At 72.0% G+C, this 15,613-nt stretch carries 11 protein-coding genes and 5 tRNA genes; 5 read left to right on the top strand and 11 right to left on the bottom strand.

Going from position 1 to position 15,613, the window contains the following annotated elements:
• Window positions 1-53: 53 nt before the first annotated feature.
• Window positions 54-4,619 (top strand): EAL domain-containing protein, encoded by a 4,566-nt coding sequence (locus tag Tsedi_RS04310; protein WP_185970577.1) that lies wholly within the window; start codon window positions 54-56, stop codon window positions 4,617-4,619.
• Window positions 4,620-4,642: 23 nt separating this feature from the next.
• The gene (locus Tsedi_RS04305) at window positions 4,643-6,034 is read left to right on the top strand and encodes a DUF6880 family protein (protein ID WP_143893923.1); all 1,392 of its coding nucleotides are present in this window, start codon (window positions 4,643-4,645) and stop codon (window positions 6,032-6,034) included.
• A gap of 143 nt (window positions 6,035-6,177) precedes the next feature.
• Here Tsedi_RS04305 and Tsedi_RS04300 read toward each other — a convergent pair.
• From Tsedi_RS04300 to folC, 11 genes are all read right to left on the bottom strand, one after another.
• Window positions 6,178-6,254 (bottom strand) — tRNA-Asp (locus Tsedi_RS04300).
• Between the two features lie 9 nt (window positions 6,255-6,263).
• Window positions 6,264-6,339, bottom strand: a tRNA-Glu gene (locus Tsedi_RS04295).
• 13 nt (window positions 6,340-6,352) lie between these two features.
• Window positions 6,353-6,429, bottom strand: a tRNA-Asp gene (locus tag Tsedi_RS04290).
• Window positions 6,430-6,438: 9 nt separating this feature from the next.
• Window positions 6,439-6,514 (bottom strand) — tRNA-Glu (locus Tsedi_RS04285).
• Window positions 6,515-6,524: 10 nt separating this feature from the next.
• Window positions 6,525-6,600: transfer RNA gene (locus tag Tsedi_RS04280), tRNA-Ala, on the bottom strand.
• Window positions 6,601-6,745: 145 nt separating this feature from the next.
• Entirely contained in the window at window positions 6,746-8,149 is a 1,404-nt protein-coding gene (gene gltX / locus Tsedi_RS04275) for a glutamate--tRNA ligase (RefSeq protein ID WP_143893921.1), read from the bottom strand.
• A gap of 33 nt (window positions 8,150-8,182) precedes the next feature.
• On the bottom strand, window positions 8,183-9,376 hold the full coding sequence (locus Tsedi_RS04270; protein WP_143893919.1) for an O-succinylhomoserine sulfhydrylase: 1,194 nt from the start codon (window positions 9,374-9,376) through the stop codon (window positions 8,183-8,185).
• Window positions 9,377-9,380: 4 nt separating this feature from the next.
• Window positions 9,381-10,895, bottom strand: a complete 1,515-nt coding sequence (gene purF, locus Tsedi_RS04265) for an amidophosphoribosyltransferase (protein ID WP_143893917.1) — start codon at window positions 10,893-10,895, stop codon at window positions 9,381-9,383.
• Between the two features lie 21 nt (window positions 10,896-10,916).
• The gene (locus Tsedi_RS04260) at window positions 10,917-11,402 is read right to left on the bottom strand and encodes a CvpA family protein (protein WP_143893914.1); all 486 of its coding nucleotides are present in this window, start codon (window positions 11,400-11,402) and stop codon (window positions 10,917-10,919) included.
• Between the two features lie 2 nt (window positions 11,403-11,404).
• Complete coding sequence (locus Tsedi_RS12435) at window positions 11,405-12,070, bottom strand: SPOR domain-containing protein (protein WP_143893912.1); 666 nt, start codon at window positions 12,068-12,070, stop codon at window positions 11,405-11,407.
• A 3-nt stretch (window positions 12,071-12,073) separates the two neighbouring features.
• On the bottom strand, window positions 12,074-13,432 hold the full coding sequence (gene folC, locus Tsedi_RS04250; protein WP_143893910.1) for a bifunctional tetrahydrofolate synthase/dihydrofolate synthase: 1,359 nt from the start codon (window positions 13,430-13,432) through the stop codon (window positions 12,074-12,076).
• A gap of 64 nt (window positions 13,433-13,496) precedes the next feature.
• Between folC and Tsedi_RS04245 the strand changes: the two genes are divergently transcribed.
• The 3 genes from Tsedi_RS04245 to argG are packed head-to-tail and all read left to right on the top strand — an operon-like array spanning window position 13,497 to window position 15,607.
• On the top strand, window positions 13,497-13,853 hold the full coding sequence (locus tag Tsedi_RS04245; RefSeq protein ID WP_143893908.1) for an ArsC family reductase: 357 nt from the start codon (window positions 13,497-13,499) through the stop codon (window positions 13,851-13,853).
• A 50-nt stretch (window positions 13,854-13,903) separates the two neighbouring features.
• Window positions 13,904-14,230, top strand: coding sequence for a pyrimidine/purine nucleoside phosphorylase (gene ppnP / locus Tsedi_RS04240; protein WP_143893906.1), 327 nt, complete (start codon window positions 13,904-13,906; stop codon window positions 14,228-14,230).
• 51 nt (window positions 14,231-14,281) lie between these two features.
• Window positions 14,282-15,607, top strand: coding sequence for an argininosuccinate synthase (gene argG / locus Tsedi_RS04235; protein ID WP_143893904.1), 1,326 nt, complete (start codon window positions 14,282-14,284; stop codon window positions 15,605-15,607).
• Window positions 15,608-15,613: the final 6 nt, after the last annotated feature.

The following is a 15,613-nucleotide window of genomic DNA, read 5'->3' as shown; positions in this document are numbered from 1 at the left end:
GTGCGCAAGTGTAAGCGGGGTCTACAATGGCCCAATCGACAAGGACGTCCAAGGTGAACCCCGCCCTCCACCCCCAGCTGGTGGCTTTGCTCGGCGCCTCGGCCGGCGGGCTGGAGCCGCTGCGCGAACTGCTGGCGGCCGTGCCACGCGACGCGCGCCTTGCCTGCGTGGTGGCGCAGCACATCGCCGCCACCGAAGCGTCGGCGCTGACGCGCCTGCTGCAGACCGTCACCGGCGTGCCGGTGGAACAGGTCACCGACGGTGCCCCGTTGCGCGGCGGCGTGATCCACGTGACGCCACCGGGGCACCATGTCGAGATCGAGGGCCAGCGGCTGCGCCTGTACCCGAGCGTCCCGGGCCAAGGACCGGCGCCCTCGCTGGACCGGCTGTTCGCCAGCGCGGCGCGTGCACTCGGGCCACGCGCGATGGCCATCGTGCTGTCCGGCACCGGCCAGGACGGGGCCGTGGGCGCGCGGGTGGTGCGCGACGCCGGTGGCGCGGTGTGGGCCGAGGCCCCCTCGGAGGCGCCGTTTGCGTCGATGCCGCAGGCCATCGTCGAGCGTGGCCTGGCCGACCACGTCGACACCGCGGTGGCGCTGGGGCGGCGGCTGGCGGCGTTGCTGAATCCGCGCAGCCAGCCGTCTACCCCCGCCACCGGCACCTTGGCCGACGAACGTGCCGCCTTCGGGGCGTTGCTGCAGCGCCTCGCCAGCAGCACCGGCCTGGAGCTGGGCCAATATCAGGAGGCGACGCTGCGGCGGCAGTTCGAGCGCGTGATGCGCCAGCAGGGCGCCACCAGTCTGGCGCAGCTGCTGGCCGCCACCGAGCGCGACCCCCAGTTGCTGCACGCGCTGGCGCAGTCGGTCACCATTGGCGTGACCGAGTGGCTGCGCAACCCGAGCGCGTTCGCGGCGCTGCGCATCGCCTGGCGCGAGCGCATCCAGCGCCGCGCTGCCGAAGGCGCCGCCAGCCTGCGGCTGTGGTCGGTGGGCTGCTCCACCGGCGAGGAGGTCTACGGCCTGGCGATGCTGACCGACGACCTGCTGCGCGAGCTCGGCCTGACACTGGACTGGATGGTGCTGGGCACCGACGTCAGCACGCCGGCGCTGGATCAGGCGCGCAGCGGTCTGTTCGACGAGGACAGCGCGCAGACGCTGCCGCCGGCGTGGCGCGAGCGCCACTTCACCCGCATCGGGCACACGCTGCGCGTGCAGCAGGAACTGCGCCGGCGCTGCGTGTTCGCGCGCCACGACGCGCTGCAGGACCTGCCGTTCCTGCGCATGGACCTGGTGGCGTGCCGCAACGTGCTGATCTACCTCAAGGGCGCGGCCAAGGACGAGGTGCTGCGGCGGCTCTACCACGCGTTGCTGCCCGACGGGCTGCTGATGCTGGGCCGCTCCGAGGCACTGACGGCGCGCACGCGCACGCTGTTCGCGCCCGTGTCGACGCAGGAGCACCTCTGGCGCAAGCGCCCGGACGCCGGCGAACCCGCGCTGAAGCTGCCGGCGCGGCGCCAGCGGGGCGCACGGCCGGCGGACACGGCACTGGCGCCGCCGCCCGTGCCGCAGCTGCGGCCGGTGGACCGGCTCGAGCACGATTTGCGCGACCGGCTGCTGCAACACCTGATCGAGCGTCACGCCCCACCGACCGTGCTGCTGGATCGCGACGGCCACCCCCTGCACGTCGTGGGTTCCATGGAGGGGTTGATGCACTGGCCGGCTGGCCCCACCGTGGAGCTTACGCTGCCCAACCTCGTCGCCCCGGCCTGGCGGCGCGACGTGCAGCTGGCGCTGCACCGCTTGCTGACCGAGGACGAGGCGGCGCTGCGCGTGCCGCTGCCGTCGCTGGCGGACCAGCCGCCGCGGGTGCTGGAGGGGGCGCGCCTGGAGGCCGGTGGTGAGCGCTTCGTGGTCCTGAGCTTCGCCGCGGCGCGGCCGGCGGCGGCACCCGCCGCCCCCGAGGCGGTCGACGCGCCGCCCGAAGACGAGCGGCGGCTGCAGCAGGAGCGGCTGGAGAGCTTCGTCGATGCGTTGGAGCGCAGCCAGCGCCAGCTGCAGCAGCTCAACGAGGCCCTCAGCGTCACCACCGAGGAACTGGAGGCCGCCAACGAGGAACTGGAGGCGTCCAACGAGGAGCTGGAGGCCTCCAACGAAGAGTTGCGCACGCTCAACGAGGAGCTGGACCGCTCGCTGCGCGAGCAGCAGCAGCTCAACGACCTGCTGCACGCGGTGCAGGAAAGCGCCGGCACCGCGCTGCTGGTGCTCGATCACGAACGGCGCCTGCTGCGCTTCAACCAGCAGGCCGCCGAGCTGCTGGCCCTGCGCGAGACGATGCTGGGGCTGCCGTGGACGTTCGATGCGCGTCGCTTCGCCTGGCCGGCCGGGCTGGTGGAGCACGTGGTGCGCGGGGCGGCCGGCCCGTGGCAGGGCGGCGTGGAACTGCCCGGGGCACGCCTGTGGGTGCAGCTGGTGCCGTGGCACACGCACGACGATCGCACCGGTTACGTGGTGGCGCTGACCGACCTGACCGCGCTGCGTCGGGCCGAGGAGGCGCGGCTGGAGCTGCAGGCGCGCCTGTCGGCGCTCACCGACGCGCTGCACGAGGGCGTGGTGCTGCTGGACGTGCTGCGCAGCCGGGTGGTCTATGCCTCGCGTCGGCTGGAGGAGTGGCTGGCGCAGCCGGCAGGCGAAGATGGCCAGGCCCCACTGGGCTGGCTCCTCGATGCCATCGACCCGGCTGACCAGGGGCGCGTGCAGGCACGCTGGCACGACGAGCGCAGCGACCAGTGGACGCAGCGCTACCGCCTGCGCACCCCCGAGGGCGGCTCGCGGCACGTGCAGGAGCGCGCCGCGCGCGTCAGCCCCGGCGGCGACGGGCGGCGCCTGATCGCCGCCTCGCTGCTGGACGTCACCGAGCTGGTGGAGCTGGAGCAGCGCGAGCGCGGCGTGCACGCGCGCCTGCAGGCGGTGTGGGACAACCCGAGCGTGGGCATTGCGGTGTGCGCCCCCGACGGCACCGTGCTGGAAGCCAACGCCGCGCTGGCCGGCCGGCTGGCCGCCACCGCCGAGGAGCTGCACGGCTCGGCCTGGCTGGACTGGCTCCACCCTGACGACCGCCAGGCCGCGCGCACGCACTGGCGCGCCTTGGGCAGCGGACGGCCGTCGCCGCCGCTGGAGCAGCGGCTGCTGGCGCGCGACGGGGCGCTGCGCTGGGCGCGCCAGCACGCCTCGCTGGCACGGCATCCGGAGCCGCTGGGCGATCTGGTCGTGCTGCTGCTGGAAAACATCGACGAGGCCAAGGCGCGCGAGCAGACCATCTTCCGCCAGGCCAACTTCGACGCCCTGACCGGCCTGCCCAACCGCGCGCTGTACCGCGACCGCCTGGAGCAGGCGCTGCTGCGCGCGCAGCGCGAGCTGCGGCCGCTGTACGTGATGTTCTGCGACCTGGACGGCTTCAAGGACATCAACGACGTCCACGGCCACGAGCTGGGCGACGAGGTGCTGGTGGAGATCGCCGGCCGCCTTCGCCGCGCGCTGCGCCCCAACGACACCGTGGCCCGCTTCGGCGGCGACGAGTTCGTCGTGCTGCTCGACGGCCCGCAGTCGCCGCTGGTGGTGGAGCGCATCGCCGACGGCATCCTGCAGACCGTGCGCCAGCCGCTGGACCTGCACGGCAACGTGTTGCGCCTGAGCGCCAGCATCGGCGTGGCCAATTACCCGAGCGACGGCGAGACGGCCGAGGAGCTGCTGCGCATGGCCGACACCGCGATGTACGCCGCCAAGAACAGCGGGCGCGACCGCATGCGCTTCTACTCGCCGCAGATGGAAAGCCGCGCGCGTCACCTGGCCGACATCAAGGCCGGGCTGGAGCAGGCGCTGGCCGACGGCGCCTTCGAGCTGCATTTCCAGCCCATCGTCACCCTGCCCGGCGAGCGCGTGCGCGCCGCCGAGGTGTTGCTGCGCTGGCGCCACCCGACGCGCGGCCTGGTCTCGCCGGTGGAGTTCATCGGCGTGGCCGAGGCCAGCGGCCAGATCCGCCGCATCGGCGCGTGGGTACTGCGCGAGGCGGCGCGGCGCGCGCTGGAGGTCGCGCGCCGCTGGGGCCACGGCATGCGGCTGGCGGTCAACGTCTCCAGCGCGCAGTTCGGCGACGCCTCGTTGCGCGACTGGCTGGAGGAGCACCGCGCCGCGCTGCCCAACCTCACCATCGAGGTCACCGAGTCGGTGTGGATGGCCGACAGCCCCTCGACGCTGGCCTGGCTGCAGCGCGTGCGCGAGGGCGGCGGCCACGTCGCGCTGGACGACTTCGGCACCGGCTACTCGAGTCTGGCCTACCTGCTGCGCACGCCGGTGGACGAGCTCAAGGTGGACAAGCGCTTCACCGACCACGTCGGCACCGGCGGCCCGAGCGAGCGCATCGTCACCGCGGTGCTGGAGCTGGCCGCCGCGCTGCACGCGCGCGTGGTGGTCGAAGGCGTGGAGACGGACGCGCAGCTGGCGTTCCTGGCGCCGCACGCGCCGCTGGACGTGCAGGGCTTCCGTTTCGCGCGCCCGATGCCGTGGGACGAACTGGTGACTTTCGTCGAGGCACACGGTGTGGCCGTGCCTGCATCCGCTTGAGGTTGCCCGCCTACCATCGGTCGATGCCCCGCAAGCCCGCCAACGAAACCCTCGCAGCCTTCCTGCGCCAGCAGGATGCATCCACGCTGGTCGACATCCTGCTCGAACTCGCATCCGAATCCGAGCTCGTCCGCAGGAGGCTCGAGCGCCTCTCGGTGGCACGCGACGGCAAACGCCTGGCGGCGGCGTTCCGCAAGACGCTGAGCGGCTGGAAACGCAGCCGCCGGTATTTGGACTGGGACGAGGCCCGCCAGTTCTTCAAGGAACAGCAGGACTGGCTGGCGCAGATCGAGCGCGAGCTTCTGCCGGTTGACCCGATGCGCGCACTGGAGCTGGTGGAAGACTACATTGCCTCCGATGCCCATTGGTTCGAACGCGCCGACGATTCCGCCGGCCTCGTCGGCGAGACCGTGCGCGAGGCGTGCCGCCTCTGGCTGCGCTGCGCCGCGTGCTGCGAGACACCGGCCGACTTCTGGCCCGAGCGGCTGGCCACCCTGTACGACCACGACGAGTACGGGGCGCGCGAAGAACTGCTGCGCCGGGCGAATCTGCTGCTGGACGAGGCGCATCTGCGCGGTCTGGTTGCCCGCTACGAAGCGCAGCAGGATGCGATTCTCGCGGCCGCCCGGGCAAGGGGCGAACCGGATCTCCCGCGTGGGGTGTTCCACCCTGCAACGGCCATGGTCCTGCTTGCCGAAGCCCTGCAGGACCCGGACGTCCAGGTGCGCGCCACCCTGCGCCACAGTCCGCAGCCCAACGAACTGCAAAAGGAGGCGTTCGTGCGCCACTACCTGGAAGTGGGGCGCCCGGCGGACGCACTACCCTGGCTCGACGGTCCTTGGCAGCGCCATGAGGACACACGCCTGCGGCTGCGCGCGCAGGCGCTGCAGCAGCTCGGCCGCCGCGACGAGGCGGTCCTGCTGCGGCAACAGGCGTTCGAGCGCACGCTGACGATTTCCGACTTCCGCAATTGGATGGAGCTGCTGCCACCGCTGCAGCAGTCCGCCGCTGTCGAGCACGCGCGTGCCGTGGCACGCGCCTGGCCCGATCCGGTCGCCGCAGCCGAGTTGTTGTTGGAGACCGGCGATGGCGAGGGGGCACAGGGGATGCTGGTGCAACGGGCGTCGCAGCTCGATGGACGTTTCTACGAGCTCCTCGTGCCGCTGGCCAAGAAGCTCGAGGCGCACCAACTCTGGACCGGCGCCACGGCCGTGTACCGGGCGCTGCTGCTCGACATCCTGTCGCGCGGGCAGTCACAGGCATACCGCCATGCAGCGCGCTACTGGGCCAAGCTGCAGGCCATCGCCCAACTGACCCCATCGCTCGAACCGCTGTGCTCACACGCCAGGTTCGTGGCCGAAGTCCGGCGCGACCATGGCCGCAAATGGAGTTTCTGGCAGCTGGCAGACAGTTGACGGCCGCCGTCATGGCCCCCGGTGCTCACGTCGCGGATCCGCACACCGCACCCGCTGGCGCGCCCAGCCGGACTGGCAGTCCTCGTCGAGGCGAGAACCTTCAAAAAGCATGACGCCACCCGCAGGGGTGGCGTCATCGGTGTTGGCGGAGCGGACGGGGCTCGAACCCGCGACCCCCGGCGTGACAGGCCGGTATTCTGACCAACTGAACTACCGCTCCAGTCGTGGTTGGCGACCCTACGGGGATTCGAACCCCGGTACTCACCGTGAAAGGGTGATGTCCTAGGCCTCTAGACGATAGGGTCGAGACGTGGACGTTGGCGGAGCGGACGGGGCTCGAACCCGCGACCCCCGGCGTGACAGGCCGGTATTCTGACCAACTGAACTACCGCTCCAGTTGTGCTTGGCGACCCTACGGGGATTCGAACCCCGGTACTCACCGTGAAAGGGTGATGTCCTAGGCCTCTAGACGATAGGGTCGGATATCCGGTGGTGGAGGTAAGCGGGATCGAACCGCTGACCTCTTGCATGCCATGCAAGCGCTCTCCCAGCTGAGCTATACCCCCACGGGACTCGAAGCTTCGATCGCTGCGTCGCTGTCGCGTCGTTGGCGTCGTGCGCTGTCGAGACCTGCATTATAGCCACAAATCCGACACGTTTTCGGGCCTGGCGCCAAAAAAGAGGCCGCCCTGCCCCACCCCGCCGGCCGCGTCAGGCCGCGGCCAGCCGCGCCAGCACGTCCTCGCGCCGGTGCAGCGCCAGCACGGCGTCCACCGACGGCGTCTGCGCCACGCCCATGACCAGCACGCGCACCGGCATGGCCAGCTGCGGCATCTTCAGGCCGTGGCTGGCCAGCGTCGCTTTCAGCGCCGCGGCGATGTCGGCCGCCGTCCACGGCACGTCGGCGAGGCGCTGGCGCAGCTCGGCCAGCGCCGGGCGCACCGCGTCGGTGACATGCTGCGCCAGATCCTCGGCGCGCGGGGTCGGCGCCTGGTAATACGGCTGCGCCCAGTCCGCCAGCGCCACCGTGGTGTCGCAGCGGTCCTTGAAAAGGCCGCAGATCGCGGGCAGCCGCTCGTCGGCCTGCAGGCCGCGGCGCGCCAGCTGCTCGGCCACCAGCGGCGCCAGCCGCTCGTTGGGCGTCATCTTCATGTGCTGCGCGTTGACCCAGCGCAGCTTGGCCTCGTCGAACTGCGCCGCGCTCCTGCCCAGATGGTCGAGGTCGAACCACTTCAGGAACTGCTCGCGCGTGAAGATCTCGTCGTCGCCGTGGCTCCAGCCCAGCCGCGCCAGGTAGTTGATCATCGCGTCGGGCAGAAAGCCGGCATCGCGGTACCACGTCACCGGCTTGGCGCCGTGGCGCTTGCTCATCTTCTCGCCCTGCTCGTTGAGCACGGTGGGCAGGTGGGCGTACACCGGCGGCTCGTGGCCCAGCGCGCGGATGATGTTGATCTGGCGCGGGGTGTTGTTGACGTGGTCGTCGCCGCGGATGACGTGCGTGATGCGCATGTCGATGTCGTCGACGACGACGCAGAAGTTGTAGGTCGGCACGCCGATCTGGCCCACCGGCGCCTGGCGCGCAATCACGAGGTCGTCGAGCTCGTCGTTGCAGATCTCGATGCGACCCTTGACCTTGTCGTCCCACACGACGCTGCCCGAAAGCGGGTTCTTGAAGCGGATCACCGGCAGCACGCCGCTGGGAGGCGTGGGCAGCACCTTGCCGGGCTCCGGGCGCCAGGTGCCGTCGTAGCGCGGCTTGAGCCTGGCCGCCATCTGGCGCTCGCGCAGGGCGTCGAGCTCCTCAGGCGTCATGTAGCAGTGGTAGGCCAGCCCCGCCTGCAGCATCTGCGCGATGACCTCGCGGTAGCGCTCCATGCGCTGCATCTGGTAGTACGGCCCCTCGTCGGGGGTCAGGCCCAGCCACTCCATCGCCTCCAGGATCACGCGCACCGCCTCGTCGGTGGAGCGCTCCTGATCGGTGTCCTCGATGCGCAGGATGAAGTCGCCGCCGTGCGCGCGCGCGAACGCCCAAGGATAGAGGGCCGAGCGGATGTTGCCGAGGTGGATGAAGCCCGTCGGCGACGGGGCGAAGCGGGTGCGGACTCGTTGCGTCATGATGGATCGGAATCGGAAGGTCGCACTGGCGCGTCAGATGAGCGCGTCCAGGCCGCGCGCCAGGTCGGCGGTGAGGTCGTCCAGGTGCTCCAGGCCGACCGAGACGCGGATCAGCGCCTGCGTGATGCCGGCAGCCTGGCGCTGCGCTTCGGTCAGGCGCCCGTGCGAGGTGCTGGCCGGGTGCGAGCACAGCGTCTTGGTGTCGCCGAGGTTGGTGGACAGCGAGGCCAGCCGCAGCGCATCCAGCACCGCGAACGCCCGCGCGCGGCCCTCCTCGGGGCTCGTGGCCTTGACCTCGAACGAGACGATGGCGCCGCCGCAGCCGCCCTGCTGGCGCATCGCCAGCGCGTGCTGCGGATGGCCCGGCAGACCCGGGTGGTGGACGCGCGCCACCGCCGGGTGGGCCTGCAGCCACTGCGCCAGCGCCAGCGCCGTGGCGCTTTGCGCGCGCACGCGCAGGTGCAGCGTCTCCAGGCCCTTGAGCACCACCCAGGCGTTGAACGGCGCCAGCGTCATGCCGGCGCTGCGCAGCACCGGCAGGAATTTCTCCTCCACCAGCGCGCGGCTGGCGCACAGCGCGCCGGCCATCACCCGCCCCTGCCCGTCGAGGAACTTGGTGCCGGAATGGATGACGATGTCGGCGCCGAACGCGGCCGGGCGCTGCAGCGCCGGCGTGGCAAAGCAGTTGTCCACCGCCAGCCAGGCACCCGCGGCATGCGCGATGTCGGCCAGCGCCGCGATGTCGCAGACCTCGGTCAGCGGGTTGGTGGGCGTCTCGGCCAGCAGCAGGCGCGTGCGCGGCGTCACCGCCGCGCGCCAGGCGTCCAGGTCGGTCTGCGGCACGAAGGTGGCCTGCACGCCGAACTTGGCCAGGTCGCTGCCGATCAGCTTGATCGTGGCGCCGAACATCGAGCGCGAGCAGACCACGTGGTCGCCGGCCTGCAGCAGGCCCAGCGCCAGCATCAGGATCGCCGCCATGCCGGAGGAGGTGGCGATCGCCGCTTCCGTCCCCTCCAGCGCGGCCAGCCGCTGCTCGAAGCTGGCGGTCGTGGGGTTGCCGTAGCGGCCGTAGGTGTAGCCGTCCTCGTCGCCGGCGAAGCGCGCGGCCGCCGCCTCGGCGCTGGGCTGCACGTAGCCGCTGGTCAGATACAGCGCCTCGGCGTTCTCGCCGTACGGCGAGCGCGGCACGGCCACGCGCACCGCGGCGGTCTCGGGGTGCCACGCCACGGACTCAGGCCTCCTGCGCGTTGGGCAGCGCCAGACGCGTGCCGCTGCCGTCCTCGTCGTCGGCGCCGCTGGCGAGGCAGCGCGGCGCGTTCATCGCCGCCACCGACTCTGGCGTCACGTCACCGGTGACGTAGACGCCGTCGAAACACGACGCCTCAAAGCCGTCCAGCCGCGGGTTGAGCGCCGCCACCGCGCGCTTCATGGCCTCGACGTCCTGATAGATCAGCGCGTCGCAGCCGATCAGCTGGCGCACCTCCTCCACCGTGCGGCCGTGCGCCACCAGCTCCTCCTGCGTCGGCATGTCGATGCCGTAGACGTTGGGGTAGCGCACCGGAGGGGCGGCGCTGGCCAGGTAGACCTTGCGCGCGCCGGCCTCGCGCGCCATCTGCACGATCTCGCGGCTGGTGGTGCCGCGCACGATGGAGTCGTCCACCAAGAGCACGTTGCGCCCGGCGAATTCGCTGGCGATCACGTTGAGCTTCTGGCGCACCGACTTCTTGCGCACCGCCTGCCCCGGCATGATGAAGGTGCGGCCGACGTAGCGGTTCTTCACGAAGCCCTCGCGGTACGGACGGCCGATCAGGCGTGCCACCTCCATCGCCGCCGGACGGCTGGACTCGGGAATGGGGATGACGGCGTCGATCTCGCCCGGCGGCACGGTGGAGACGACGCGCGTGGCCAGTGTCTCGCCCATGTTGAGCCGGGCCTGATAGACCGAGATGCCATCGATCACCGAATCGGGGCGCGCCAGGTACACGAACTCGAAGATGCACGGATGGTGGCGCGGCGCCTCGGCGCACTGGCGTGCGTGGATCTGGCCGTCGAGCGTGACGAAGATCGCCTCGCCCGGCGCGACGTCGCGCTCGAAACGATGGCCGGTGCCCTCCAGCGCCACCGACTCGCTGGCCGCGATCACCGTACCGTCCGGGCCGCGGCCGATGCACAGGGGTCGGATGCCGAACGGGTCGCGGAACACCAGCATGCCGTGGCCGGCGATCAGCGCCACCACCGCATAGCTGCCGCGCACGCGGCGGTGCACGGCAGCCACCGCGGCGAAGATCGCCTCCAGCTGCAGCGATCCGCCCTGCGAGGCCCGTCCGAGCTCGTGCGCCAGCACGTTGAGCAGCACCTCGGAGTCGCTCTCGGTGTTGATGTGGCGGTGGTCGGTCTGCACCAGCTCCTGGCGCAGCTGCCGGGCGTTGGTCAGGTTGCCGTTGTGCGCCAGCACGACGCCGAAGGGCGCGTTGACGTAGAACGGCTGCGCCTCCTCCTCGCTGTTGGCGTTGCCCGCGGTGGGGTAGCGCACCTGGCCCAGGCCGCACGAGCCGGGCAGCGCGCGCATGTTGCGCGTGCGGAACACGTCGCGCACCATGCCCTTGGCCTTGTGCATGAAGAACTTGTGCCCCAGCTGCGTGACGATGCCCGCGGCATCCTGACCGCGGTGCTGCAGCAGCAGCAGCGCATCGTAGATGAGCTGGTTGACGGGTTGGGTGCTGACGACCCCGACGATGCCACACATGATCCTGCCCTCTCGCCGCCCTCAAGGGAAATACACTGCGACTTCCGGCGGCACGAAGGCGCGTGCCGCCAGCAACCCCTGCTCCAGCCAGGCGGCCCCGACCGAGGCGCGCCAGGCCGGTGCCTGCGCCCAGGGGGTCTGGCGCAGCAGCAGCGCCAGACCCAGCAACAGCATCACCCCGCGCAGCGCGCCGAACAAGCCACCGAGCGTGCGGTCCACCGGCCGCAACCCCACCGCCGCCGCGCCGCGCTGCGCCAGCCACGCCAGCAGGCCGCCGGCCAGCGCCACGCCCACGAACACGAGCGCAAAGCCCGCCGCGTAGCGCAGCGGCTCGGCCCAGCCGTCCAACGGCAGCGCGCGCCCCAGCGGCAGCGCGCCGTGCTGGGCCGCGACGAACGCCGCCACCCAGCCCAGCAGCGCCACCACCTCGTACAGCAGCCCGCGCCACAGACCGAGCAACACCGAGACGGCCAGCACGGCCAGCAGCAGCACGTCCACCGCAGCCATCGTCACAGCATCAGCACCGCCGCCGGCAGGCCCAGCGCCTTGACCTTCTCGGCCACCTTCTCGGCCTCGGCCCGGCTGTCGAACGGCCCGACGCGCACGCGGATGCGCTTGCCCTGGGGCGTGTCGGCGACGTGGGTGTAGGTCTTGAAGCCTGCGCTCTCCAGCCGCCTGCGCACCTCCTGCGCGCGCGCGGCCTCGGCGTAGGCGCCGACCTGCACCACCACGCGCACCCGTGGCGCCTCGGCGGGCGGGGGTGTGCCGGCCCCGCTGGCCGGGGTGACCGGGGTGACCGGCGCCGGAGCCTGGGGAGCTGCGGCGGCCTCGCCGGCCGGCGCGGCGGGCGCCGGATCCGGCCGCCCGGCCGGCTCGGAGGGCGCGGCGACCTCCTGGCGCGCAGCGGCGGCCGGCACGATCGCCTCGCCGGGGCCGACCGAGGCGGGAGCCGGCAACGGTGCGGCGGCGTCGCGCGCCGGAATCTCGATGGCCACGTCCACCGGCACCGGGCGCGGCTGGGCTTCCAGCAGCCACGGCAGCACGATGACGGCCGCCCCGACCAGCACCGCCGCACCGATCAGGCGCCGGCGCGCCTGCCGCCGCAGCGCCTCCAGGCTGGGGCCGTCATCCGCCGGGGCGGCGGCGCGTGACGAGCGGAAGCCGAGTTGGAACATGCGTCAGGCCTGCAGGTGCTTGGCGCCCAGGCGCGGCAAGCCGTGTCGCAGCACGCCGCCCACCGTGAAGAACGAGCCGAAGACCACGATTCTACCAGCGGGGTCGGCCGCGGCCAGCGCGGCCTGCAAGGCCGCCGCCGGATCCGCGTGCAGCGCCGAGGTGACGTCGGAGCGGCGCGTGACGGCCCGCCAGGCGGCCTGCAGCGCCTCGGCCCGGGCCGCGCGCGGCGTCGGCAGGTCGCAGAAGTGCCAGCCATCCACCAGCGCATCGAGCCGCGCCAGCATGGGCGCCACGTCCTTGTCGGCCATGGCGCCAAACACCGCCTGCGTCTGCGGGTAGAAGCCCATCGCGTCGAGGTTTTCGGCCAGCGCGGCGGCCGCGTGCGGGTTGTGCGCCACGTCCAGCACCAGCACCGGCTGCCCCGGCACGACCTGGAAGCGCCCCGGCCACTCGACGGTGGCGAGCCCCTGCCGCACCGCCTGCGCCGTCACCGGCAGGCGCGCATGCAGCGCCTCCAGCGCCGCCAGCGCGCCGCTGGCGTTGACCAGCTGGTTGACGCCGCGCAGCGCCGGAAAGGCCAGCCCGGCGTAACGGCGCGTGCGCCCCTGCCAGTGCCACTGCTGGCGGTCGCCGCCGTGGCGGAAGTCGCGCCCCGCCAGCCACAGGTCGGCGCCGATCTCACGCGCGCGGTCGATCACGCCGCGCGGCGGCGCCGGATCGGCCACGATGGCGGGGCGCCCGGTGCGCAGGATGCCGGCCTTTTCGTAGCCGATGGCCTCGCGGTCGGGGCCGAGGTACTCCATGTGGTCCAGGTCGATGCTGGTGATGACCGCACAGTCGGCATCCCAGAGGTTGACGGCGTCGAGCCGCCCGCCCATGCCGACCTCCAGGATCAGCACCTCGGGCCGCTGCGCCAGCAGCGCGTGCACGCAGGCCAGCGTCGTGAACTCGAAGTAGCTCAGCGCCACGTCGCCGGCGGCGCGGCGCGCCGCCTCCACCGCCGCGAACGACGGCACGAGCCGCGCTTCGGCCAGCGGCTGGCCATCCAGCCGTGCCCGCTCCTCGAAATGCACCAGATGCGGCGAGGTGTAGAGCCCGGTGCGGTAGCCCGCGGCGCGGTAGACGGCCTCCAGCATCGCGCAGGTGGAGCCCTTGCCGTTGGTGCCGGCCACGCTGATCACCGGGCAGGCCGGCTGCAGCGCCGGCCCCAGCACGTCGGCCACCGCGCGCATGCGCTCCAGCCCGAGCGTGATGCGCTGGCCGTGCCGCTGCTCCAGCAGCGCCAGCCACGAGACCAGCGTGGCCTCCGTCCCGGCGGACTCGGTAGCGTTGACGGCTGGGGAGGAACGGGTGGGGATCATCGGAACCTCGGTGAGCAGGACGACGCGCATTGTGCCAACCCGCCGCCGGCCGCGCTGCGCTACGATGGCGGCCATGATCACGGTGTACGGCATCCCGAACTGCGAGACGGTCAAGAAGGCGCGTGCCTGGCTGGACGCGCAGGGTCGCGCCCATGCGTTCCACGACTTCAGGAAGCAGGGCGTGCCGCAGGAGCGGCTCGACGCCTGGCTCGCGGCGCTGGGCTGGGAGGCGCTGCTGAACCGCCGCGGCACCACCTGGCGCCAGCTCGACGAGGCGACGCGCGCCACCGTCACCGGCGCCGCCAGCGCCCGCGCGCTGATGCTGGCCCGGCCGACGGTGATCCGCCGCCCGGTGGTGGAATGGAGCGACGGCAGCGTCACCGCCGGCTTCGAACCCGACGCTTGGCAGCGCCGCGGCTGAGGCCGGCGCCGCCGCGGATGCCGCCAGGCAGCGCCTACAATCGGCGCCTCATGAGCACCCCCACCCTCACCCTGGCCGGCGTCACCGTCGCCACGCAGGCCAACGTCTACTTCGGCGGCCAGTGCGTCAGCCACACCGTCACGCTGCCCGACGGCACGCGCAAGTCGGTCGGCGTCATCCTGCCCTCCACGCTGACCTTCACCACCGGTGCGCCGGAGGTGATGGAGGGGGTGGCCGGCCAATGCGAGGTGCTGCTGCCGGGTGAGACGGCGTGGCGGCGCTTCGGCCCCGGCGAGCGCTTCGCCGTGCCGGGGCAGTCCAGCTTCCAGATCCGCGTCGAAGGCGAACCGTACCACTACGTCTGTCACTTCGGCTGAGCCGTGCGGCCACGCGCCCGCCGCCTCCCCCTTTCCTCGGGATCGAACGCCATGTCCACCATCCTGCAAAGCCTGCCCGTCGGCCGCAAGGTCGGCATCGCCTTCTCCGGCGGCCTGGACACCAGCGCCGCGCTGCTGTGGATGCGCCAGAAGGGCGCGATCCCCTACGCCTACACCGCCAACCTGGGGCAACCCGACGAGCCGGACTACGACGCCATCCCGAAGCGCGCGCTGGCCTACGGCGCCGAGAAGGCGCGCCTGGTGGACTGCCGCCCGCAGCTGGCCGCCGAAGGGCTGGCGGCGCTGCAGTGCGGGGCGTTCCACATCAGCACCGCGGGCGTGACCTACTTCAACACCACGCCGATCGGCCGCGCGGTCACCGGCACGATGCTGGTGGCGGCGATGAAGGAGGACGACGTCCACATCTGGGGCGACGGCTCCACCTACAAGGGCAACGACATCGAGCGCTTCTACCGCTACGGCCTGCTGACCAACCCGGGGCTGCAGATCTACAAGCCGTGGCTGGACCAGACCTTCATCGACGAACTCGGCGGCCGCAAGGAAATGAGCGAGTTCCTGATCCGCCACGGCTTCGAGTACCGCATGTCGGTGGAGAAGGCCTACAGCACCGACAGCAACATGCTGGGCGCCACGCACGAGGCCAAGGATCTGGAGCACCTCGACGCCAGCATCCGCATCGTCAACCCGATCATGGGCGTGCCGTTCTGGCGCGAGGACTGCGACATCCGCCCGGAGGAGGTCACGGTGCGCTTCGAGGAAGGCCGCCCGGTGGCCTTGAACGGCCGCGAGTACCCCGATCTGGTGGAGCTGTTCCTCGAGGCCAACCGCATCGGCGGGCGCCACGGGCTGGGCATGAGCGACCAGATCGAGAACCGCATCATCGAGGCCAAGAGCCGCGGCATCTACGAGGCCCCCGGCATGGCGCTGCTGTTCATCGCCTACGAGCGGCTGGTCACCGGCATCCACAACGAGGACACCATCGAGCAGTACCGCGACAACGGCCGCAAGCTCGGCCGCCTGCTCTACCAGGGTCGCTGGTTCGACCCGCAGGCCATCATGCTGCGCGAGGCCGCGCAGCGCTGGGTGGCGCGCGCGATCACCGGCGAGGTGACGCTGGAGCTGCGCCGCGGCAACGACTACTCCATCCTCAACACCGAAAGCCCCAACCTCACCTACCATCCCGAGCGGCTGACGATGGAAAAGGGGGCCTCGGTGTTCACGCCGCGCGACCGCATCGGCCAGCTGACGATGCGCAACCTCGACATCGCCGACACGCGCGACAAGCTCGCCATCTACACTCAGGCCGGCCTGCTGGCCATCGGCCAGGATGGCGACCTGCTCAAGCTCGGCGGCTGAACGCGC

Origin of the sequence: Tepidimonas sediminis (assembly GCF_007556605.1) — a bacterium.
In the GTDB taxonomy this organism is placed as follows: Bacteria; Pseudomonadota; Gammaproteobacteria; order Burkholderiales; family Burkholderiaceae_C; genus Tepidimonas; species Tepidimonas sediminis.
Note: the sequence above shows the minus strand (reverse complement) of the source record. Positions and strands in the feature narration are given on the sequence as shown.

Coding starts and splice junctions, on each gene's coding strand:
- Tsedi_RS04305 (WP_143893923.1), top strand. CDS start 4,643: ATGCCCCGCAAGCCCGCCAACGAAACCCTCGCAGCCTTCCTGCGCCAG.
- Tsedi_RS04245 (WP_143893908.1), top strand. CDS start 13,497: ATGGCGGCCATGATCACGGTGTACGGCATCCCGAACTGCGAGACGGTC.
- ppnP (WP_143893906.1), top strand. CDS start 13,904: ATGAGCACCCCCACCCTCACCCTGGCCGGCGTCACCGTCGCCACGCAG.
- Tsedi_RS04260 (WP_143893914.1), bottom strand. CDS start 11,402: ATGGCTGCGGTGGACGTGCTGCTGCTGGCCGTGCTGGCCGTCTCGGTG.
- purF (WP_143893917.1), bottom strand. CDS start 10,895: ATGTGTGGCATCGTCGGGGTCGTCAGCACCCAACCCGTCAACCAGCTC.
- argG (WP_143893904.1), top strand. CDS start 14,282: ATGTCCACCATCCTGCAAAGCCTGCCCGTCGGCCGCAAGGTCGGCATC.
- Tsedi_RS12435 (WP_143893912.1), bottom strand. CDS start 12,070: ATGTTCCAACTCGGCTTCCGCTCGTCACGCGCCGCCGCCCCGGCGGAT.
- gltX (WP_143893921.1), bottom strand. CDS start 8,149: ATGACGCAACGAGTCCGCACCCGCTTCGCCCCGTCGCCGACGGGCTTC.
- folC (WP_143893910.1), bottom strand. CDS start 13,432: ATGATCCCCACCCGTTCCTCCCCAGCCGTCAACGCTACCGAGTCCGCC.